The following is a 20041-nucleotide window of genomic DNA, read 5'->3' as shown; positions in this document are numbered from 1 at the left end:
CGTCCTCGGACGACCTCGACCTCTCGGAGACGCCTCCGGCGCCCGAGGGCGAGACCGTGATCGCGTGGGCGAGCGAGCCGCCACCGTTCGACGTGCCGGAGCCTGACGAGGGGGGCCGGCCGACCGCCGGGCCGCCCACCGGTCCGCCGATCCGCACCGACCGACCCACGACCCCCAGCAACGACACCGACGAGGAGGCCTGATGCCGAAGCGTGACGACATCTCGTCGGTCCTGGTGATCGGCTCCGGCCCGATCGTCATCGGACAGGCGTGCGAGTTCGACTACTCCGGCACCCAGGCGTGCCGCGTGCTGCGCGAGGAGGGCCTGCGGGTCATCCTCGTCAACTCCAACCCCGCCACGATCATGACCGACCCGGAGTTCGCCGACGCGACGTACGTCGAGCCGATCACGCCGGAGTTCGTCGAGAAGGTCATCGCCAAGGAGCGCCCCGACGCGGTCCTGGCCACCCTCGGTGGTCAGACCGCCCTCAACTGCGCGATGCAGCTCGACGAGCGCGGCGTGCTCGAGAAGTACGGCGTCGAGCTGATCGGTGCCTCGATCGAGGCGATCAACAAGGGCGAGAACCGCGAGATCTTCAAGAAGATCGTCGAGGACCTGCCCGCCCACTGGGGCGCGGAGGTCGCCCAGTCGGCGATCTGCCACACGATGGACGAGTGCCTGGCCGCGGTCGAGCAGCTCGGCTACCCGGTCGTCGTGCGCCCGTCGTTCACGATGGGCGGCAGCGGGTCGGGCCTGGCGTACGACGAGGCCGACCTGCACCGCATCGCCGGCTCGGGTCTCGCACTCAGCCCCACCACCGAGGTGCTCCTGGAGGAGTCGATCCTCGGCTGGAAGGAGTACGAGCTCGAGGTCATGCGCGACCGCGCCGACAACGTCGTGATCGTCTGCTCGATCGAGAACTTCGACCCGGTCGGCGTCCACACCGGCGACTCCATCACGGTCGCGCCGGCCATGACCCTGACCGACGTCGAGTACCAGCGTCTGCGCAACATCTCGATCGGCGTGATCCGCGAGGTCGGCGTCGACACCGGCGGCTGCAACATCCAGTTCGCGATCAACCCGGCCGACGGCCGCATCGTCGTGATCGAGATGAACCCGCGCGTCTCACGCTCGAGCGCGCTGGCGTCGAAGGCGACCGGCTTCCCGATCGCCAAGATCGCGGCCAAGGTCGCGATCGGCTACACGCTCGACGAGATCCCGAACGACATCACGTCGACGCCGGGCGGCTACGGCACCCCGGCAAGCTTCGAGCCGACGCTCGACTACGTCGTGGTGAAGGTCCCGCGGTTCGCGTTCGAGAAGTTCCCGGCCGCCGACGACACCCTGACGACCCACATGAAGTCGGTCGGCGAGGCGATGTCGATCGGTCGCAGCTTCAGCGAGGCCCTCGGTAAGGCGCTCCGCTCGCTCGAGCGCGCCGGCGCCCAGTTCACCTGGCCCTCGCAGCCGGGCGACCGGGCGGCGCTGCTGGCCGAGATCGCCCGTCCGCACGACGGTCGCCTGCAGAAGGTCATGCACGCGCTGCACGCGGGCGCGACGGCGCAGGAGGTCCAGGAGGCCACCGGCATCGACCCGTGGTTCGTCGACCAGCTCGTGCTGATCGACGAGGTCGCGACCGAGGTCCGCGACGCCGTCGAGCTGCGTCCCGAGATCCTGCGTCGCGCCAAGCGGCACGGGTTCTCCGACGCCCAGCTGGCCGAGATCCGCGGCGTCCGCGAGGACGTCATGCGCGGTGTGCGCCACGCGCTGGGCGTGCGGCCGATCTACAAGACCGTCGACACGTGCGCCGCCGAGTTCGCGGCCAAGACGCCGTACCACTACTCGTCGTACGACGAGGAGACCGAGGTCGCACCGCGCGAGAAGCCGGCCGTGATCATCCTCGGCAGCGGTCCGAACCGCATCGGTCAGGGCATCGAGTTCGACTACTCGTGCGTGCACGCGGCCCTCTCGCTGTCCGAGGCCGGCTACGAGACCGTCATGGTCAACTGCAACCCCGAGACGGTCTCGACCGACTACGACACCTCCGACCGCCTGTACTTCGAGCCGCTGACGCTCGAGGACGTGCTGGAGGTCTACCACGCGGAGCGCGTCGCCGGCCCGGTCGCGGGCGTCATCGTGCAGCTCGGCGGCCAGACGCCGCTGGGCCTTGCGAAGGGCCTGGAGGAGGCCGGCGTCCCGATCGTGGGCACCAGCCCGTCGGCGATCGACCTGGCCGAGGACCGGGGCCTGTTCGGCCGGGTGCTGGCCGAGGCCGGTCTGCCCGCGCCGAAGCACGGCCTCGCCACGACCTTCGAGGGCGCCAAGGAGATCGCCGACGAGATCGGCTATCCCGTGCTGGTCCGTCCGTCGTACGTGCTCGGCGGACGCGGCATGGAGATCGTGTACGACGAGGCGACGCTCGCCGACTACATCCAGCGCGCGACCGAGATCTCGCCGGAGCACCCGGTGCTGGTCGACCGGTTCCTCGACGACGCGATCGAGATCGACGTCGACGCGCTGTACGACGGCACCGAGCTGTTCCTCGGCGGGGTCATGGAGCACATCGAGGAGGCCGGGGTCCACTCGGGCGACTCGGCGTGCACGCTGCCGCCCATCACGCTGGGCGCCCTGGAGATCGACCGCATCCGCAGCTCGACGGAGGCCATCGCGGCCGGCGTCGGCGTGCGCGGCCTGATCAACATCCAGTTCGCCCTCGCGTCCGACACGCTGTTCGTGCTGGAGGCCAACCCGCGGGCGTCGCGGACCGTGCCGTTCGTCTCGAAGGCCACCAACACGCCGCTCGCCAAGGCGGCGTCGCGCCTCATGCTCGGCGAGTCGATCGCCGAGCTGCGGGCCGCCGGCGTCCTGCCGGCCACGGGCGACGGCGGCATCATCCACGAGGACTCGCCGATCGCGGTCAAGGAGGCGGTGATGCCGTTCAACCGGTTCCGCACCTACGACGGCACCTACGTCGACACGGTGCTCGGTCCGGAGATGCGGTCCACGGGTGAGGTCATGGGCTTCGACGCCGGCTTCGGTCCCGCGTTCGCCAAGAGCCAGGCGGGAGCGCAGAACGGTCTGCCGACGTCCGGCAAGGTGTTCGTGTCGGTCGCGAACCGCGACAAGCGCAACGTGATCTTCCCGGTCAAGCGTCTCGCCGACCTGGGCTTCGAGATCCTCGCGACGAAGGGCACCGCCCAGGTGCTGCGTCGTCACGGCGTGCAGACCTCGGAGGTGCGTAAGCTCGCCGAGGAGCCGCTCGCGGGCGAGACCCGCTCGACGATCGTCGAGAAGATCCACGCCCAGGACGTGCAGCTGATCATCAACACGCCGCACGGCGTCTCGTCGGGCGCCAACGCCCGCATCGACGGCAACGAGATCCGCACGGCGGCGATCGCCGAGGGCATCCCGTGCATCACGACGGTGCAGGGTCTGGCTGCCGCGGTGCAGGGCATCGAGGCGCTGATCGACGGCGGTCTCGAGGTCCGCTCGCTGCAGGACTGGGCGGCCGTGGGGGAGTCGAGGCAGGCGATCGACGCCGGAGCCCACGCATGAGCTTTGGTCGACGGCTGCAGGCGGCGCGGCAGGCCTACGGGCCACTGTGTGTCGGCATCGACCCCCACGCCTCGCTGCTCGAGGAGTGGGGCGTCGGTGACTCGGTCGAGGGGCTGGAGCGCTTCGCGGAGGTGTGCGTGGAGGCGTTCGCCGGACAGGTCGGCCTCGTCAAGCCGCAGTCGGCGTTCTTCGAGCGCTTCGGCTCGCGGGGCGTGGCGGTGCTGGAGTGGCTGCTGCAGGCGTTCCGGCACACCGGCACCCTCACGGTGCTGGACGTCAAGCGTGGCGACATCGGCAGCACCGCGGCCGCGTACGCCGCGGCCTACCTCGACGACGACGCGCCGATGGCCGCCGACGCGGTCACGGTGAGCCCGTTCCTCGGGTTCGGCTCGCTCGAGCCGTTCTTCGCCGAGGCCGAGCGCAACGACGCCGGCGTGTTCGTGCTGGCCCTGACCTCCAACCCGGAGGGACCGGAGTTCCAGCACGCGGCTGCGGCCGACGGCCGCACGGTCGCCGGCTCGGTGCTGGCGCAGCTGGCGGCCCTCAACGCCGACACCGCACCCCTGGGGTCCTTCGGCGCGGTCGTCGGCGCGACGATCGGCGAGACGACCGAGGACCTGGCCATCGACGGACCTCTGCTGGTGCCCGGCTTCGGCGCGCAGGGGGGCACGGTCGAGGACCTGCACCGACTCTTCGGAGCCGTGTGGGACCAGGTGCTGCCGTCCTCCTCGCGCGGCGTGCTGCGGGCCGGGCCCGATCCCGAGGCCCTCCGCGCGTCGGCCCGGAAGGTCAACGCTCAGCTCGTATCCTCGTGAGCGTGCGCGTCGCCTCCCGTCTGTCCTCCTGCGTGGCCGTCGTGGCCACGGCGACCCTGCTGACGTCCTGCGGCACCAGCGCCTACTGCACGACCGTGGAGGAGCAGCGGGGCGCCCTCGACGACGTCGCGATGACGACGGCGTCGCTCACGGCGCTGGGGGAGGCCCTGCGCGCGATCGAGAAGCAGGCTCCCACCCACGTGCAGGACGACTACGCCGCGGTCGCGGAGTCCGTCGAGGCCCTGCTGGCCGCCGAGTCGGTGGCCGGCGTGCCCGTCGAGGAGCTCACCCACGGCGACGTCGTCGACCTGTCCGAGGGCGACACCACGGAGCTGCGCAACGCCTACCAGGCGTTCAACGACACGGCCACCCAGCGGCGCGCGATCGCGGACGACGTGACCGACGACTGCGACATCACGTTGAAGACTCCCGGTGCGTAGAGCGCACCGGTCGGTGACAGTAGGATCGTCGCCACCGACGGACCTAGACGAGGTGACAGCGTGGCTCTTCCGAAGTTGACCGCCGAGCAGCGACAGGCTGCGCTGGAGAAGGCCGCCGCCGCGCGCCAGCTCCGGGCCGAGATCAAGCACCGACTCAAGACGTCGGGTGCCTCGATCGCCGACGTCATCGCGGAGGCGCGGGCCAACGAGGTCGTGGCGAAGCTGCGGGTCGTCGACCTGCTGCAGTCGATGCCGGGTGTCGGCAAGGTCAAGGCGCAGGAGATCATGCGGCGCATCGGCATCGCCGACAGCCGCCGCCTCCGTGGTCTGGGTGCGAACCAGATCCAGGCGCTGCTGCGCGAGTTCGGGCACCGTGACTGAAGCCGCACCTGCCGCTTCCTCCCGTCTCGTCGTGCTCGCCGGACCCACCGCGGTCGGCAAGGGCACCGTCACGACCTGTGTGCGTCGCGACCACCCCGACATCTGGGTCTCGGTCTCGGCCACGACCCGTGCCCCACGGCCCGGTGAGGTCGACGGGGAGCACTACCACTTCCTCGACGACGCCGAGTTCGACCGGCTCGTCGAGACCGGCGGCCTGCTGGAGTGGGCCGTGGTGCACAAGGCAGCCCGGTACGGCACTCCGCGGGCCGCCGTCGAGGCCCAGCTGCGCACCGGTTCCCCCGCCCTCCTCGAGATCGACCTCCAGGGTGCGCGCCAGGTGCGCGCGGCCATGCCCGACGCCCTGCTGGTCTTCCTGGCCCCTCCGTCGTTCGAGGAGCTGGAGCGCCGGCTCGTCGGCCGCGGCACCGAGTCGCCCGAGGAGCGCGCCCGTCGGCTCGAGACCGCGCGCGAGGAGCTGGCCGCCGAGGGGGAGTTCGACGTGACGATCGTGAACACCGATGTCGAGTCGGCGTGCGAAGAGTTGGTAGAGTTGCTCCGATCGGCCCCTGACGCGGGCTGACCCCGTTCTGCAGGTCGACCTGCGCCCGGCAGGTGCACCCAGCACCTGCACCCCGACTCCGACCACTGTGAGGTCCTTGTGTCCACCACGCGTTCCGTCGCCCACGGCATCACCAACCCGCCCATCGACGACCTGCTCGAGAAGACCGACTCGAAGTACAAGCTGGTGCTCTACAGCGCCAAGCGCGCCCGTCAGATCAACGCGTACTACGCGCAGCTCGGCGAGGGCCTGCTGGAGTACGTCGGCCCGCTGGTCGACACGCACGTGCAGGAGAAGCCGCTGTCGATCGCGATGCGCGAGATCAACGCGGACCTGCTGACGGTCGAGGACATCGACCCCGAGGCCGTCGACGCGGCCGCCAAGCCCAAGGCCTGATCCACTCCGCACGAAGGTGACGCGATGAGCGAGATCGTCCTCGGCGTGAGCGGGGGAGTCGCCGCGTACAAGGCGGCGCTCCTCGTACGGCTGTTCACCGAGCACGGTCACGGCGTCACCGTCGTGCCGACCGAGCCCGCCCTCGAGTTCGTGGGCCGGGCGACGTGGGAGGCCCTCTCGGGCCGCCCCGTCCAGACGGGCGTGTTCGAGAACGTCCACGAGGTGCCGCACGTGCGCCTCGGCCAGCACGCCGACCTGGTCGTCGTCGCGCCCGCCACGGCCAACACCGTGGCGAAGGCCGCGGCCGGCATGGCCGACGACCTCCTCACCAACACCCTCCTGACCGCACGGTGTCCCGTGCTGGTCGCGCCGGCGATGCACACCGAGATGTGGGAGCACGCCGCGACGCAGGCGAACGTCGCCACCTTGCGCAGCCGCGGCGTGGTCGTCCTGGACCCGGCCGTCGGGCGTCTGACGGGCGCCGACACGGGCGCCGGGCGTCTCCCCGAGCCTGAGCAGATCTACGCCGCCGCTGTCGCGCTGCTGGCCGGGCATCCACGTGACCTCACGGGGCGCCACGTGGTCGTCACGGCCGGAGGCACGCGCGAGTACCTCGACCCCGTCCGCTTCCTGGGCAACCGTTCGTCCGGCCTCCAGGGCGTCGCGCTCGCCGAGGCCGCGGTCGCCCGAGGGGCGTCGGTCACGCTCGTGGCCGCGAACCTGTCCGTGCCGCCGCCGGCCGGTGTCGAGCTCGTCGAGGTCGTCTCGACCGAGGACCTCCGCCAGGCCACGCTGAAGCACGCCGCGTCGGCCGACGCGGTCGTCATGGCGGCGGCGCCCGCCGACTTCCGGCCCACGTCGTTCGCCGACGCCAAGATCAAGAAGCGCCCCGACGGCCAGGCGCCCACGATCGAGCTGGTCGAGAACCCCGACGTCCTGGTCGAGGTGGTCCAGCAGCGTGCCGCGGCGAGCAGTCCCGTCGTGGTCGGCTTCGCCGCCGAGACCGGCGACGCCAACGGCAGCGTCATCGACCACGCCCGCGCCAAGCTGGCCCGCAAGGGCTGCGACCTGCTCGTCGTCAACGACGTCAGTGGGGGCAAGGTGTTCGGGCAAGCCGACAGCGAGGCGGTCATCCTGTCGGCCGACGGCAGCTCGCGCCCCGTGCCGTTCGGGCACAAGTCGGCACTTGCCCACGAGATCTGGCACGAGGTCGCGCAGCAGCTGTCCTCGTGACGCCCCGCCTGGGACGGCCGCACGGGCGTCTCACGTGAGGGACACCTCGTCCCAGGTGATGGGATAACGCACCGTCACATGAGACGTTGTCTAGACTGTGCGAGGCCTCGGCGTCGTACGCGAGCGCCTCGTGCCACGGGGTGCGCCCCCACACATGCCGTGCCTCAACCAGATCAGGAGCATTGTGAGCCGACTTTTCACGTCCGAGTCCGTGACCGAGGGTCACCCGGACAAGATCGCCGACCAGATCAGCGACAGCGTCCTCGACGCCCTGCTGGCGCAGGACCCGAAGAGCCGCGTCGCTGCCGAGACCTTCATCACCACGGGCCTGATCGTGGTGGGTGGCGAGGTCACGACCGAGGCCTACGCCGACATCGCGCGCATCGCGCGTGACCGCGTCCTCGAGATCGGCTACGACTCCTCCGTCAAGGGCTTCGACGGCGAGACCTGCGGTGTGCAGATCACGCTCGACGCGCAGTCGCCCGACATCGCGCAGGGCGTCGACACCGCCGAGGAGGGCCGCGTCGGCGGTGCCACCGACCCGCTCGACCTGCAGGGCGCCGGCGACCAGGGCCTGATGTTCGGCTTCGCGGTCGACGAGACCCCCGAGCTGATGCCGCTGCCGATCACGATCGCGCACCGTCTGGCCGAGCAGCTCACGGCGGTCCGCAAGGACGGCACGCTGCCGTACCTGCGTCCTGACGGCAAGACCCAGGTCACCATCGAGTACGACGACGACGACAAGCCGGTCCGCGTCGAGGCCGTCGTGGTCTCGACCCAGCACGAGGACGGCGTCGACCTGGAGAACCAGCTCCCGAACGACATCAAGAAGCACGTCATCGACACGGTCCTGGCGCAGTACGACATCGACTCCAGCGACTACAAGCTGCACATCAACCCCACCGGGCGCTTCGTCATCGGTGGCCCGATGGGCGACGTGGGCCTGACCGGCCGCAAGATCATCGTCGACACCTACGGCGGCTACGCCCGCCACGGCGGCGGCGCGTTCTCGGGCAAGGATCCGTCGAAGGTCGACCGCTCGGCCGCCTACGCCATGCGCTGGGTCGCCAAGAACGTCGTCGCGTCCGGCCTGGCCACCAAGGTCGAGGTGCAGGTCGCCTACGCGATCGGCGTGTCCAAGCCGGTCGGCTTCTACGTCGACACCTACGGCACCGAGACGGTCCCGGTGGAGACGATCCGCGCCGCCGTGCTCGAGGTCTTCGACCTGCGTCCCGGCGCGATCGTGCGCGACCTCGACCTCCTGCGTCCGATCTACGCGCAGACCGCCGCGTACGGCCACTTCGGCCGTCCGGGCCTGCCGTGGGAGAACACGGACCGCGCGGACGCGCTCCGCAAGGCCGCCGGCGCCTGACCTGCCGCACGCAACGGCCCCCGTCCCCTCGTGGGACGGGGGCCGTTCGCATCCGTACCCCTCGCGAGAGACTTTGTTACCCCTCGCGAGAGACCTTGTTGGTGCACACGAGGAACAGAAGTCTCTCCTGTGCACCAACAAAGTCTCTCGCGAGCGGTCAGGTCGGTGGGGGCTGGTAGAACAGCCGGGTGACTGACGACGGGCAGCTGGATCTGGGGGTGCTGCCGGACTCCGTGGCCGCTCCCGCGCCAAAGCCCGTCGCCGATGCGCGGAAGGCACCGCCGGAGCCCGCGCCCGAGCTCTCGGTCGCGCGGGTGCAGGTCGACACCGGCCTGGCCCACCTCGACCGCCCCTTCGACTACCTGGTGCCCGCCACGCTGCACGAGACCGCCGTGCCCGGATGCCGGGTCAAGGTCCGCTTCGCCGGTCGTCAGACCGACGGCTACCTGCTCGAGCGCGTCGCGGCGTCCGACCACGAGGGAGTGCTCGCACCGCTCGCCAAGGTCCTCTCGTCCGAGCCCGTCCTCGCCCCCGAGGTCCTCGGCCTCGCGCGATCGGTCGTCGACCGCTGGGCGGGCACCGTCGGCGACGTCCTGCGACTCGCGATCCCGCCCCGTCACGCCCGCGCGGAGGCCGCGAGCCGGCCGGTACCGCCGACCGACGACCTCCCGCAGGTCGACGCCGGCCGATGGGCCGTCGTGCCCGGTGCCGCGTCCTACCTCGGTGCACTCCGCGACGGCCGTCCGGCGCGCGCCGTGCGTAGCGTGCTGCCGACGGAGGATCCCGCGCACGTGGTCGCCCAGGCCGTCCTGGCCACGCTGCACGCGGGACGCGGATCGATCGTGTGCGTGCCCGACGCCGCCGACCTCGCCCGGTGGGACGCGACGTTCACCGAGGTCCTGGGGCCGGGCCGCCACGTCGTCCTCGCGGCCGGGCAGGGCCCTTCGCCGCGGTACCGCGCGTTCCTCGGCGCCCGGCGCGGTGACGTGCAGGTCGTGCTCGGCACCCGGGCCGCCGCCTGGGCTCCGGTGCACCACCTCGGCCTCGTCGCGACGTGGGACGACGGCGACGACCTCTTCGCCGAGCCTCGCGCACCGTACGCGCACACCCGCGAGGTCCTGCTCACCCGCGCGCACGAGCAGGACGCCGGCGTCCTGCTCGCCGCCCACGCCCGCAGCGCCGAGGCGCAGGCGCTGGTCGACTCCGGCTGGTGCGTCGAGCTCGAGATCGACGACGCGGTGCGGCGCTCCGCCTGGACCCGACCGGTCGTCACCGACGGCTCGACCCACGGGTCCGCCCCGGCGCGACTGCCGTCAGAGGTCTTCGGGGCGATCCGCGAGGCCGAGGGGCCGGTCCTGGTGCAGGTGCCCCGGCGTGGCTATCGGGCCTCGCTCTCGTGCCAGGGCTGTCGGGAGCCCGCGCGGTGCTCGGCGTGTGCAGGGCCGCTCGCCCAGCTCGCGTCGAAGGCCCAGCTCGTCTGCCGGTGGTGCGCCACGCCGGCGCCCGACTGGTCGTGCCCGCACTGTGGCTCTCGGCGTCTGCGGGCGCCCGTCGTCGGTCAGCTGCGCACGGCCGAGGAGTACACGCGGGCCTTTCCCGACCACGAGGTCGTCACGTCCGGTGGCGAGACCGTCCTGGCCGACGTCGAGCCCGGCCGCCGCATCGTCCTGGCGACGCCGGGCGCGGAGCCGCACGTGGCCGGCGGGTACGACGTCGTGGTGCTGATGGACACCTGGCTAGCCCTCGGTCGCGACGACGTGCGCGTGGTCGAGGAGGCCCACCGTCGGTGGTTCAACGCCCTCGCGCTCGCGGCACCCGGCGGGCGGGCGATCGCGGTCGGCGACCCGGGCGCCCTGCAGGCGCTCGTGCGCGCCGACCCGGTGGGTCTGGCCCGTCGCGAGCTCGAGCAGCGTCGTGAGACCCACCTGCCTCCGTTCGGACGTCTCGCGACCCTCGAGGCCTCGCCTGACGTGCTCGGTCCGCTCGCCGACCGCACCTGGACCCCGCACACCGAGGTGCTCGGTCCGGTGCCCGCCGATCCCCGCGACCCCTCGGTCGTCCGCCTGGTGCTGCGTGCCCCGCGGTCCGAGGGTCCGGCTCTCTCGGATGCGCTGCGCCAGGTCAGTGCCGAGCGCAGCGCCGCCAAGGCCACGCCGGTGCGGGTGCAGGTCGACCCGCTGGCCTTCTGAGCCCGTCAGTCGAGGCCGGGGAAGGCGGCGGGGGAGCCACCCCAGGCCAGGCGCGCCGCCTCGGCCACCACGAGCTGGTCGATCGCCTCGGTGCGGTCCGACCCGGTCGTGGAGCCGATGACGGCGCTCCAGGCGGCCGCGAGGCGGGCCTCCACGTCCTGGGCGCGCAGGCGCGCGGCAGCCTCGTCGGCGATCGTCGCCGGCGCGTAGGCGACCTGCGGCGGAAGCGCGTCCTCCACGACCGCCAGCAGACGGTCGCGCTCGGTGCGGTGCGCCGCGAACGAGGCCTCGGCCTGGTCGCGCAGCGGGGCGAACCCGCCACCGATGAGTCCGTACGTCCACACCGCCTCGTGCTCCAGGGCGAGCACCTGCTCGAGCTGGCCGGTCACGCGACGACTCCCGAACCCATGAGCGACAGCGCGGCGGCGATCGAGCCGAGTGTGCGGGCCAGGTCGGGCGACACCGCCGCCTCGGACTGGTCGCGGCGCACGCTCGCGGCCGCGGCGAGCGTGGCGCGCGCGCTGGCCAGGTCCGGCGCCGGAGCCACCGTGGAGGTCGCCGCGCCGCCGAGCGCGTCCAGGTGCTCCTCCAGCAGGGGCACGAGCGTGGCGGAGAGGGAGCCGACGACCGCGACGAGTCGAGCCTGGTCCTCGGCGGCCTCCGACAGCAGGGCGGTGTCACCCTCGGCGGGTTGGGGCACCGGGTCGAGACCCAGCTCGCGGGCCACGTCGTCCAGTCGTCCGGTCGCGGCGACGCCACCGACCGCGACGACACCGACCGCCGCGGCACCGCCCAGCAGCAGGGTTCGTCGGCGCGTCACGGTGGCAGGTTAGCCGACCGGGAAACGGTAGGGTGGTCGAGACACCTGCTCGCAGGTGCCGACAATCGAACCCCACAATCGGATCTCGGCACCGCGACCACCCCGTGACCCATCTGGGCGAGGAGAAGACGCGATGGACGACCGGATCACCGATGTCGTGCGCGACGTGGTCGGGGCTCACGGCCTCGATCTCGACGACGTGACGCTGGGCGGCGGCCAGCGCCGCATGCTGCGGATCGTGGTCGACGCCGAGGGTGGCGTGGACCTGGACGCGCTCGGCCCGCTGACCCGCGAGATCTCGCTCGCGCTCGACGAGGACCCCGCCGCCCAGAAGGCCGTCGGCTCCGGGGCGTACACGCTCGAGATCACCTCGCGCGGAACCGATCGACCGCTCACGCTGCCGCGTCACTGGCAGCGCAACCGTGGCCGCCTCGTCGCGATCACGCCCATCGACGGCGACCGGTTCACCGGACGCATCCGTGAGGCCGACGACGACGCCGCGACCGTGACGGTCGCCCAGGTGGACCGCCAGGTGCACTACTCCGAGATCCGCACCGCCGTGGTGCAGGTCGAGCTGAACCGAAAGGACGGCTGAGATGGACATCGACATGACAGCCCTGCGCGCCCTCGAGCGCGAGAAGGACATCTCCTTCGACGTCGTCGTGGACGCGATCGAGCAGGCCCTGCTCTCGGCCTACCACAAGGTGCCCGGTGCACTGCCGCAGTCGAGGGTCGTCCTCGACCGACGGACGGGCCACGTCGCCGTCATGGCGCGCGAGCGCCTCGAGACGCCCCCGGCCGAGCCGGCCGATCCCGACTCCGACTCCGCCGGCGAGCCCGCGGCCCCGCCCGCGCCGCGGTTCAGCGAGGAGTTCGACCACACGCCCGACGACTTCGGTCGCACAGCCGCGTCGATCGCGCGCCAGGTCATCATGCAGCGCCTGCGCGAGGCCGAGGACGACCGCACGTTCGGCGAGTTCTCGGGCAAGGTCGGCGACATCGTGTCGGGGATCATCCAGCAGGGACGTGTGCCCGGCGACGTCCTGATCGACCTCGGCCGGGTCGAGGCCCTGCTGCCCGCCACCGAGCGGGTCGCCGACGAGAAGTACGCCCACGGCGAGCGCATCAAGGCGTACGTCTACGACGTCGAGAAGGGCACCCGCGGCCCCAAGGTCAAGGTCTCGCGCACCCACCCGAACCTCGTGCGGCTGCTGTTCGCGCTCGAGGTGCCGGAGATCGCCGACGGATCGGTCGAGATCATGGCGATCGCCCGCGAGGCCGGCCACCGGACCAAGATCGCGGTGCGGGCGGCCATCCCCGGGGTCAACGCCAAGGGCGCCTGCATCGGCCCGATGGGCTCGCGCGTGCGCAACGTGATGCACGAGCTGCACGGCGAGAAGATCGACATCGTCGACCACTCCGAGGACCCGGCGGAGTTCATCGGCTACGCCCTGTCCCCGTCGCGCGTCACGAGCGTCACCGTCGTCGACGAGTCGGCCCGCGCCGCCCGGGTGGTCGTGCCCGACTTCCAGCTCTCGCTCGCGATCGGCAAGGAGGGCCAGAACGCCCGCCTGGCCGCCAAGCTGACGGGCTGGCGCATCGACATCCGTTCGGACACGGCACCAGTGGAGTGAGCCCGACCGCGGACGAGGTAGACTCGAGAGCGGTCTGGCGCACGTGCATCGGTTGTCGAGAGCGGGCGCCCCAGACCGCACTGGTCCGCATCGTCGCGGTCCGGGCCGACGCCACCACGGTGGTCACGCCTGATCCGCGGCGGTCGATGCCGGGACGCGGGGCGCATCTGCACCCTGATCCCAGGTGTCTGGACCTGGCACGGCGTCGCAAGGCGTTCGGGCGGGCCCTCCGCGTGAAGGGGCAGCTCGACCTCCGCCTGATCGACGACCTGGCAGGCCCAGAAACCGGCACCGGGACCACCAGAACCTGACCAAGAGGGGCCCAGCCCCCCGACCGGAAGCGGAGCACTCTGCTCATGAGCACTCGATGAGTTCGTTCCGATGAATTTGCACGTCAACCTGGTCTGATCTGCCCTTCGGGGGCCGGTCAGGCCCCATGAAGGAGAACAGTGGCTGTCAGAGTCCACGAGCTCGCACGTGAGCTCGGAGTCGAGAGCAAGATCATCCTGTCCACGTTGAAGGACATGGGTGAGTACGTGAAGTCGGCGTCCTCGAGCGTCGAGGCCCCCGTCGTGCGCCGCCTGAAGGAGGAGCACGGCGACTCGCTGCGCGCCCAGGGCAGCAAGAAGAAGGCCTCCGCGCCGAAGACCGAGCCCGCCGCGGCCCCCACCGAGACGGTGGAGTCCGGAGCAGGCCAGGCGACCGTGCCCACCGAGCCCGTCGCGACCACGCCGGCCCCGGCTGCCGAGGCACCCGCGACGCCGCGTCCGTCCGGACCCCGTCCGGGTCCGGCGCGCACGCCCGAGCCGACCCCCGAGCCGGAGGCGGCCCAGCCGGCCCCCGAGCCCGTGGCCGAGCCGGCCGCCGAGGCTCCTGCCGCTGCGGCCGACACGTCGGCGTCGCCCACCCCCGGCCCGCGTCCCGGACCCCGGCCCCCGGCCGCTCCGGCAGGCGGCCCCGCGGGAGCGACCCCGCGTCCCGGTGGCCCCCGTCCGACGGCGCGACCGGGCAACAACCCGTTCTCGTCCAAGCAGGGCATGGCGCAGGACCGCCCGCCGCGGCCCCCGGCCGCGCGTGAGGGTGGCGCCGCGCCTCGTCCCGGCATGCCTCGCCCTAACCCGGCGATGATGCCCAAGCAGTCCGGTCTGACCCCGGCACGCCCCGGACCCGGCGGCGGTCGCCCCGGTCCCGGTGGACGTACCGGCGGCCCCGGTGGTCGTCCCGGCGGTGCCGGTGGCGGCGCAGGCCGTCCCGGTGGCGGTGGCGGCGGCGGCTTCGCCGGTCGTCCCGGCGGTGGCGGCGGAGCCCCCGGTGGCTTCGGCGGTCGTCCCGGTGGCGGTCCCGGAGGTCCGGGTCGCGCCGGCCGTGGTGGCACCCAGGGTGCCTTCGGTCGCGCCGGTGGTCCGGTCCGTCGTGGTCGCAAGAGCAAGCGCGCGAAGCGTCAGGAATTCGACCAGATGCAGGCGCCGGCGATCGGTGGCGTGCGTGTCCGCAAGGGCGGCGGCGAGATCGTCCGCCTGGCGCGTGGCGCCTCGCTGACCGACTTCGCCGACAAGGTCGGCGTCGACGCGGCATCGCTCGTCCAGGTCCTGTTCCACATGGGCGAGATGGTCACCGCGACGCAGTCGGTCAACGACGAGACGCTGCAGCTCCTCGGCACCGAGCTGGACTACGACGTCCAGATCGTCTCGCCCGAGGACGAGGACCGCGAGCTGCTCGAGTCCTTCTCGCTGGAGTTCGGCGAGGACGAGGGCGACGACAGCAACCTGGAGGCCCGTCCTCCGGTCGTCACCGTCATGGGTCACGTCGACCACGGCAAGACGAAGCTCCTCGACGCGCTGCGCAACTCCAACGTGGTCGCGAAGGAGGCCGGTGGCATCACGCAGTCCATCGGCGCCTACCAGGTCACCACGGAGCTCGACGGCGTCGAGCGCGCCATCACCCTGATCGACACCCCGGGTCACGAGGCGTTCACCGCCATGCGAGCCCGTGGTGCGCAGGCGACCGACATCGCGATCCTCGTGGTCGCGGCCGACGACGGCGTCATGCCGCAGACGGTCGAGGCGCTCAACCACGCCAAGGCCGCCGGTGTGCCGATCGTCGTGGCGGTGAACAAGATCGACAAGCCCGACGCGGATCCGTCGAAGGCGCGTGGCCAGCTCACCGAGTACGGTCTCGTGCCCGAGGAGTACGGCGGCGACACGATGTTCGTCGACGTCTCGGCCAAGGCGGGCACCGGTCTGGAGGACCTCACGGCGGCGGTCGTGCTGACCGCCGACGCGTCGCTGGACCTGCGGGCCAACCCCGACCAGAACGCCGAGGGCCTCGCGATCGAGGCGCACCTCGACCGTGGTCGTGGCCCGGTGGCCACGGTGCTCGTCCAGCGCGGCACGCTGCGCGTCGGCGACACCCTGGTGGCCGGCTCGGCCTTCGGTCGTGTCCGCGCGATGCTCGACGAGTTCGGCGACCCGATCGACGAGGCCACGCCCTCGCGTCCGGCCCTCGTGCTCGGTCTGACGTCGGTGCCCGGCGCCGGTGACAACTTCATGGTCGTCACCGACGACCGGATCGCGCGGCAGATCGCCGAGAAGCGTGAGGCGCGCGAGCGCAACGCGCTGCTCGCGAAGCGCACCGGTCGCCGGACCCTCGAGGACTTCATGTCCTCGATGGAGAAGGGCGAGACCGACGAGCTGCTGCTGATCCTCAAGGGTGACGGCTCGGGCTCGGTCGAGGCGCTGGAGGACTCGCTGGCGAACATCGACATCGGCGAGGAGGTGGCGCTGCGCGTCATCGACCGCGGTGTCGGTGCCATCACCGAGACCGACGTCAACCTCGCTGCCGCGTCGAACGCCGTGATCATCGGCTTCAACGTCCGTCCGCAGGGCAAGGCCACCGAGCTCGCCGATCGGGAGGGTGTCGAGATCAAGTACTACTCGGTCATCTACCAGGCGATCGAGGAGATCGAGTCCGCGCTCAAGGGCATGCTCAAGCCGGAGTTCGAGGAGTTCCAGCTCGGCACGGCCGAGATCCGCGAGATCTTCCGCTCCTCCAAGATCGGCAACATCGCCGGTTGCATGGTCACGAGCGGCACGATCAAGCGCAACGCCAAGGTCCGACTGCTGCGTGACGGCACCGTCGTCGCCGACAACCTGGACCTGTCGAGCCTCAAGCGCGAGAAGGACGACGCCAGCGAGGTCCGCGAGGGCTTCGAGTGCGGCCTCGTCATCAAGGGCTACGGCGACATCAAGACCGGTGACGTCGTGGAGGCGTTCGAGCTCCGCGAGAAGCCGCGCGCCTGATCCGCGCCCACGTCGGCGACGGTGTGAGGCCGTTCGCGGCCGAGCCTCGAAGCCTGTCCATCCGGGCAGGCTTCGAGGCTCCTCCTTCGTCGTCGCACCTCAGCCAGCGTGGCTGACGAACCAGAAAGAGGCACATCATGGCCGGAGCACGCCAGCACCAGATCGCCGACCGCATCAAGGTCATCGTGGCCGAGCTGCTCGAGCGTCGGGTCAAGGACCCGCGCCTGGGGTTCGTGACGATCACGGACGTCCGGGTCACGGGCGACCACCAGCACGCCTCGGTCTTCTACACCGTGCTCGGTGACGCCGAGGCCATCGAGGGCAGCGGCGCCGCCCTGCGCAGCGCCACCGGCATGCTGCGCTCCGAGGTCGCGAAGCGGCTCGGTCTGCGTCTGGCCCCCAGCCTGGAGTTCTTCCTCGACGCGGTGCCGGACTCGGCCCGCCACATCGACGAGCTCCTCGCGAAGGCACGCAGCTCCGATGCCGAGGTCGCGTCGCGGGCCGAGGGTGCCCAGTACGCCGGCGACGCCGACCCGTACAAGCGCCCGGCCGACGAGGCCGACGACGCGTCCGACGACGACGCCCAGCAGTGAGCAACCCCTCGACGTCCGAGGAGGCCGTGCCGGGGCTCGTCGTGGTCGACAAGCCCTCCGGCTGGACCTCCCACGACGTCGTCGGTCGTGGCCGCAAGCTCGCCGGCACCCGCAAGGTGGGGCACGCGGGCACGCTCGACCCGATGGCGACGGGCGTGCTCCTGCTCGGCATCGGTCGTGCGACGCGCCTGCTCGGTCAGCTGCAGCTGACCGACAAGGAGTACGTCGCGACCATCCGTCTGGGTCGCTCGACCGTCACCGACGACGCCGAGGGCGAGGTGCTCGAGGACGTCGCGGCGGGCCACGTCACGCGTGAGCAGGTCGAGGCGGCGATGGTGCCGTTGCGGGGCACGATCCAGCAGGTCCCGTCGGCGGTCTCGGCGATCAAGGTCGACGGCCAGCGGTCCTACGCCCGCGTGCGGGCGGGGGAGCAGGTCGCGCTGGAGTCCCGTGAGGTCACGGTCGACGACCTCTCGATCACCGACCTGCGCGTCGAGGGCGAGGTCGTCGACGTCGACGTGCACGTCGCCTGCACCAGCGGCACCTACGTGCGGGCGCTCGCGCGCGACCTCGGCGCCGCTCTCGGCGTCGGTGGACACCTGACGATGCTCCGTCGCACCCGGGTCGGCCCGTTCACCCTCGACCATGCGGCGACGATCGACGAGCTGGCCGAGCAGTGGCGCGTCATCAGTCTCGACGACGCCACCCGCATCGCGTTCGACTCCTACGACCTCTCCGAGGCCGAGGCCGCCGACGTGATGTTCGGTCGCACGCTCACGGGCATCGACCTCGGGGCTCCGGGCACGGTCGCGGTCTTCGACCCGACCGGCCGCTTCCTCGCGCTCTACGAGCAGCGCGGCGGCACCGCGAGGCCGGTCGCGGTCTTCGTCTGACGCCTGCGGGCACGCACTAGGGTGACGGACATGTGGTCGAGGATGCCGTCTCCCCGTCGGGTCGCCTGGGAGGTCGCCAGGACGTGGTTCCTCTCGGTGGTCGCCGTCGTCGCCGGCATCATGAGCACGACCAAGGTCCGCAAGGTGCTGCGTGGCAAGCGCGCGCACGGGTTCCCGATCACGCCCCCGGCGACCATCCGCACGCCTCGGGGTGACGCCACCGTCTACACGTACGGCGACCACCTGTTCGAGGACATGGTCGCGGCGATCGAGGCGGCCGAGCACCGGGTCTTCTTCGAGTCGTTCATCGTCAAGGGCGACGCGGAGGGCCAGCGTTTCAAGTCCGTCCTGCAGGCGGCTGCCGCTCGCGGCGTCGAGGTGTTCGTCGTGTTCGACTCGTTCGCGAACCTCGTCGTCCCTCGCCGCTTCTTCGACTTCGGTCCGGCGATCCAGGTGGTGCGCTACCCGGTCTACACGGCGGGCCTGAAGCCGCTCAGCCCGCGCCGCTGGGGTCGTGACCACCGCAAGATCCTCGTGGTCGACGAGACCGTGGGCTTCGTCGGTGGGTACAACATCGGCTCCCTCTACGCGACGGAGTGGCGCGACACGCACCTGCGGGTGACGGGCTCGGCGGTGTGGGACCTCGCGAACGCGTTCATCGACTTCTGGAACATGCTGCGCCCGGAGGCGCCGATCATGGGGACCGGCTCCGACGACTGGGACCCGCGGGTGCGCATCCACCGCAACGTGCCCCGCCAGCTGGTCTTCCCGATCCGGAACATGTACCTCGAGGCGATCGACCGGGCCACGCGGCACATCCACATCACGGCGGCCTACTTCATCCCCGACCACGACATCCTCGAGGCGCTCCTGCAGGCGCGGGACCGCGGGGTCGCGGTCGACATCATCGTTCCCGAGATCTCCAACCACGTCGTGACGGACTGGTTGTCCCGCGGCTTCTACGGCCGGCTGCTCGGCGCCGGGGTGCGCATCCACCGGTACCGCGACCACATGGTGCACGCCAAGACCTGCACGATCGACGGCAGCTGGAGCACGATCGGCACGGCCAACATCGACCGACTGAGCCTGAGCGGCAACTACGAGATCAACGTCGAGGTCGTGGACCCGGCGCTCGCGGCGCACCTCGAGGACATCTTCGCGCGCGACCTCACCAACTGCACCGAGCTGACCCGCGGCGAGTGGGAGCGGCGCTGGATCGTCTCGCGGGCCTGTGAGCTGCTCCTGCGGCCGCTGCGGCCGCTCCTGTAGGCCGGCCGTGGACGGTCCACTGCCCGACGTGCCAGTGCTCCAGGGCACGGTGGTGGGGCTGCGTCCGTTCCGCACGTCGGACGTCGATGCGGTGCTCGAGGCCTCGAGCGACCCGTACATCCCGCTCGTGACGTCAGTGCCGAGCCAGCCGGACCCGGCGCTCGCGGCCGCCTTCGTGCAGCGGCAGCGAGATCGGGCGCGCGCGGGCGAGGGGTGGTCCTGGGCGATCGAGGTCGCGGACGGTCGGTGTGTCGGCCAGATCGGGTTGTGGCCGCGCGAACGCGCGCAGGGCCGCGCGAGCCTCGGGTACTGGGTGCGGCCCTCGGCACGGCGACAGGGGTGCGCGAGCGATGCGCTGGCGACCGCGGTCGCCTGGGCCTGGACCCTTCGCGACCTGCACCGACTGGAGCTCCACGTCGAGCCCGCGAACCTCGGCTCGGCCCGCGCGGCCGAGCGCGTCGGGTTCGAGCGCGAGGGTCTCCTGAGGTCGTGGTTGCCCGTGGGCGACGAGCGGCGTGACGTGGTGGTGATGGCGCTCCTGCGTTCGTGAGAGGCCTCTCATGTCGGCCTCACGCAGGCCTCACCCCTGATC

General features: G+C 71.7%; 19 protein-coding genes. 17 read left to right on the top strand and 2 right to left on the bottom strand.

Annotation, left to right across the window (positions count from 1 at the left end; genetic code table 11):
* Window positions 1-202 precede the first annotated feature (202 nt).
* From carB to LO931_RS13575, 9 genes are all read left to right on the top strand, one after another.
* On the top strand, window positions 203-3556 hold the full coding sequence (gene carB / locus LO931_RS13615) for a carbamoyl-phosphate synthase large subunit (protein ID WP_229054262.1): 3354 nt from the start codon (window positions 203-205) through the stop codon (window positions 3554-3556).
* The gene (gene pyrF, locus LO931_RS13610; RefSeq protein WP_229054261.1) at window positions 3553-4371 is read left to right on the top strand and encodes an orotidine-5'-phosphate decarboxylase; all 819 of its coding nucleotides are present in this window, start codon (window positions 3553-3555) and stop codon (window positions 4369-4371) included. The genes carB and pyrF overlap by 4 nt, the downstream gene beginning before the upstream one ends.
* A gap of 2 nt (window positions 4372-4373) precedes the next feature.
* On the top strand, window positions 4374-4811 hold the full coding sequence (locus LO931_RS13605; protein WP_229054260.1) for a hypothetical protein: 438 nt from the start codon (window positions 4374-4376) through the stop codon (window positions 4809-4811).
* A 60-nt stretch (window positions 4812-4871) separates the two neighbouring features.
* Window positions 4872-5192: an integration host factor, actinobacterial type gene (mihF, locus tag LO931_RS13600; RefSeq protein ID WP_229054259.1), complete on the top strand. Its 321-nt coding sequence runs from the start codon at window positions 4872-4874 to the stop codon at window positions 5190-5192.
* Window positions 5185-5772, top strand: a complete 588-nt coding sequence (gene gmk, locus LO931_RS13595) for a guanylate kinase (protein ID WP_229054258.1) — start codon at window positions 5185-5187, stop codon at window positions 5770-5772. The genes mihF and gmk overlap by 8 nt, the downstream gene beginning before the upstream one ends.
* A gap of 78 nt (window positions 5773-5850) precedes the next feature.
* Complete coding sequence (gene rpoZ, locus LO931_RS13590) at window positions 5851-6147, top strand: DNA-directed RNA polymerase subunit omega (protein WP_229054257.1); 297 nt, start codon at window positions 5851-5853, stop codon at window positions 6145-6147.
* A 24-nt stretch (window positions 6148-6171) separates the two neighbouring features.
* Window positions 6172-7380: a bifunctional phosphopantothenoylcysteine decarboxylase/phosphopantothenate--cysteine ligase CoaBC gene (coaBC, locus tag LO931_RS13585; RefSeq protein WP_229054256.1), complete on the top strand. Its 1209-nt coding sequence runs from the start codon at window positions 6172-6174 to the stop codon at window positions 7378-7380.
* 181 nt (window positions 7381-7561) lie between these two features.
* Window positions 7562-8752, top strand: coding sequence for a methionine adenosyltransferase (gene metK, locus LO931_RS13580; RefSeq protein ID WP_229054301.1), 1191 nt, complete (start codon window positions 7562-7564; stop codon window positions 8750-8752).
* 188 nt (window positions 8753-8940) lie between these two features.
* Window positions 8941-10941: a primosome assembly protein PriA gene (locus LO931_RS13575; protein ID WP_229054255.1), complete on the top strand. Its 2001-nt coding sequence runs from the start codon at window positions 8941-8943 to the stop codon at window positions 10939-10941.
* Between the two features lie 5 nt (window positions 10942-10946).
* Here LO931_RS13575 and LO931_RS13570 read toward each other — a convergent pair whose 3' ends face one another.
* Both LO931_RS13570 and LO931_RS13565 read right to left on the bottom strand, forming a co-directional pair.
* The gene (locus LO931_RS13570) at window positions 10947-11330 is read right to left on the bottom strand and encodes a DUF4439 domain-containing protein (RefSeq protein ID WP_229054254.1); all 384 of its coding nucleotides are present in this window, start codon (window positions 11328-11330) and stop codon (window positions 10947-10949) included.
* Window positions 11327-11761: a hypothetical protein gene (locus LO931_RS13565; protein WP_229054253.1), complete on the bottom strand. Its 435-nt coding sequence runs from the start codon at window positions 11759-11761 to the stop codon at window positions 11327-11329. The genes LO931_RS13570 and LO931_RS13565 overlap by 4 nt, the downstream gene beginning before the upstream one ends.
* Window positions 11762-11894: 133 nt before the next feature.
* Here LO931_RS13565 and rimP point away from each other — a divergent pair, with 133 nt between their 5' ends.
* The 8 genes from rimP to LO931_RS13525 all read left to right on the top strand — a co-directional run bounded on the left by rimP (window position 11895) and on the right by LO931_RS13525 (window position 19999).
* Window positions 11895-12356 carry a ribosome maturation factor RimP gene (gene rimP / locus LO931_RS13560; protein ID WP_229054252.1) on the top strand — a complete coding sequence of 154 codons (462 nt, stop codon included), beginning with the start codon at window positions 11895-11897 and terminating at the stop codon, window positions 12354-12356.
* Window position 12357: 1 nt separating this feature from the next.
* On the top strand, window positions 12358-13395 hold the full coding sequence (gene nusA, locus LO931_RS13555) for a transcription termination factor NusA (protein ID WP_229054251.1): 1038 nt from the start codon (window positions 12358-12360) through the stop codon (window positions 13393-13395).
* Window positions 13392-13706 (top strand): YlxR family protein, encoded by a 315-nt coding sequence (locus LO931_RS13550; protein ID WP_229054250.1) that lies wholly within the window; start codon window positions 13392-13394, stop codon window positions 13704-13706. Before nusA ends, LO931_RS13550 begins: the two co-directional genes overlap by 4 nt.
* Before the next feature lie 138 nt (window positions 13707-13844).
* On the top strand, window positions 13845-16694 hold the full coding sequence (gene infB / locus LO931_RS13545) for a translation initiation factor IF-2 (RefSeq protein ID WP_229054249.1): 2850 nt from the start codon (window positions 13845-13847) through the stop codon (window positions 16692-16694).
* A gap of 137 nt (window positions 16695-16831) precedes the next feature.
* Window positions 16832-17287 carry a 30S ribosome-binding factor RbfA gene (gene rbfA / locus LO931_RS13540; protein WP_229054248.1) on the top strand — a complete coding sequence of 152 codons (456 nt, stop codon included), beginning with the start codon at window positions 16832-16834 and terminating at the stop codon, window positions 17285-17287.
* Window positions 17284-18180, top strand: coding sequence for a tRNA pseudouridine(55) synthase TruB (truB, locus tag LO931_RS13535; protein WP_229054247.1), 897 nt, complete (start codon window positions 17284-17286; stop codon window positions 18178-18180). The genes rbfA and truB overlap by 4 nt, the downstream gene beginning before the upstream one ends.
* Window positions 18181-18222: 42 nt before the next feature.
* A complete protein-coding gene (locus LO931_RS13530) occupies window positions 18223-19449 on the top strand; it encodes a phosphatidylserine/phosphatidylglycerophosphate/cardiolipin synthase family protein (protein WP_229054246.1) in 1227 nt (408 codons plus the stop codon).
* A 28-nt stretch (window positions 19450-19477) separates the two neighbouring features.
* Window positions 19478-19999 (top strand): GNAT family N-acetyltransferase, encoded by a 522-nt coding sequence (locus LO931_RS13525; RefSeq protein ID WP_229054245.1) that lies wholly within the window; start codon window positions 19478-19480, stop codon window positions 19997-19999.
* The last annotated feature ends 42 nt before the right edge of the window (window positions 20000-20041 follow it).

It is taken from the genome of Aeromicrobium sp. Leaf350 (genome assembly GCF_916858655.1).
In the GTDB taxonomy this organism is placed as follows: Bacteria; Actinomycetota; Actinomycetes; order Propionibacteriales; family Nocardioidaceae; genus Aeromicrobium.
This window is presented reverse-complemented; position numbering and strand designations above follow the sequence as displayed.

Excerpts from the sequence above, each read along its gene's own strand:
- carB (WP_229054262.1), top strand. The coding sequence starts at position 203 with ATGCCGAAGCGTGACGACATCTCGTCGGTCCTGGTGATCGGCTCCGGC.
- pyrF (WP_229054261.1), top strand. The coding sequence starts at position 3,553 with ATGAGCTTTGGTCGACGGCTGCAGGCGGCGCGGCAGGCCTACGGGCCA.
- coaBC (WP_229054256.1), top strand. The coding sequence starts at position 6,172 with ATGAGCGAGATCGTCCTCGGCGTGAGCGGGGGAGTCGCCGCGTACAAG.
- rimP (WP_229054252.1), top strand. The coding sequence starts at position 11,895 with ATGGACGACCGGATCACCGATGTCGTGCGCGACGTGGTCGGGGCTCAC.
- nusA (WP_229054251.1), top strand. The coding sequence starts at position 12,358 with ATGGACATCGACATGACAGCCCTGCGCGCCCTCGAGCGCGAGAAGGAC.
- rbfA (WP_229054248.1), top strand. The coding sequence starts at position 16,832 with ATGGCCGGAGCACGCCAGCACCAGATCGCCGACCGCATCAAGGTCATC.
- LO931_RS13530 (WP_229054246.1), top strand. The coding sequence starts at position 18,223 with ATGCCGTCTCCCCGTCGGGTCGCCTGGGAGGTCGCCAGGACGTGGTTC.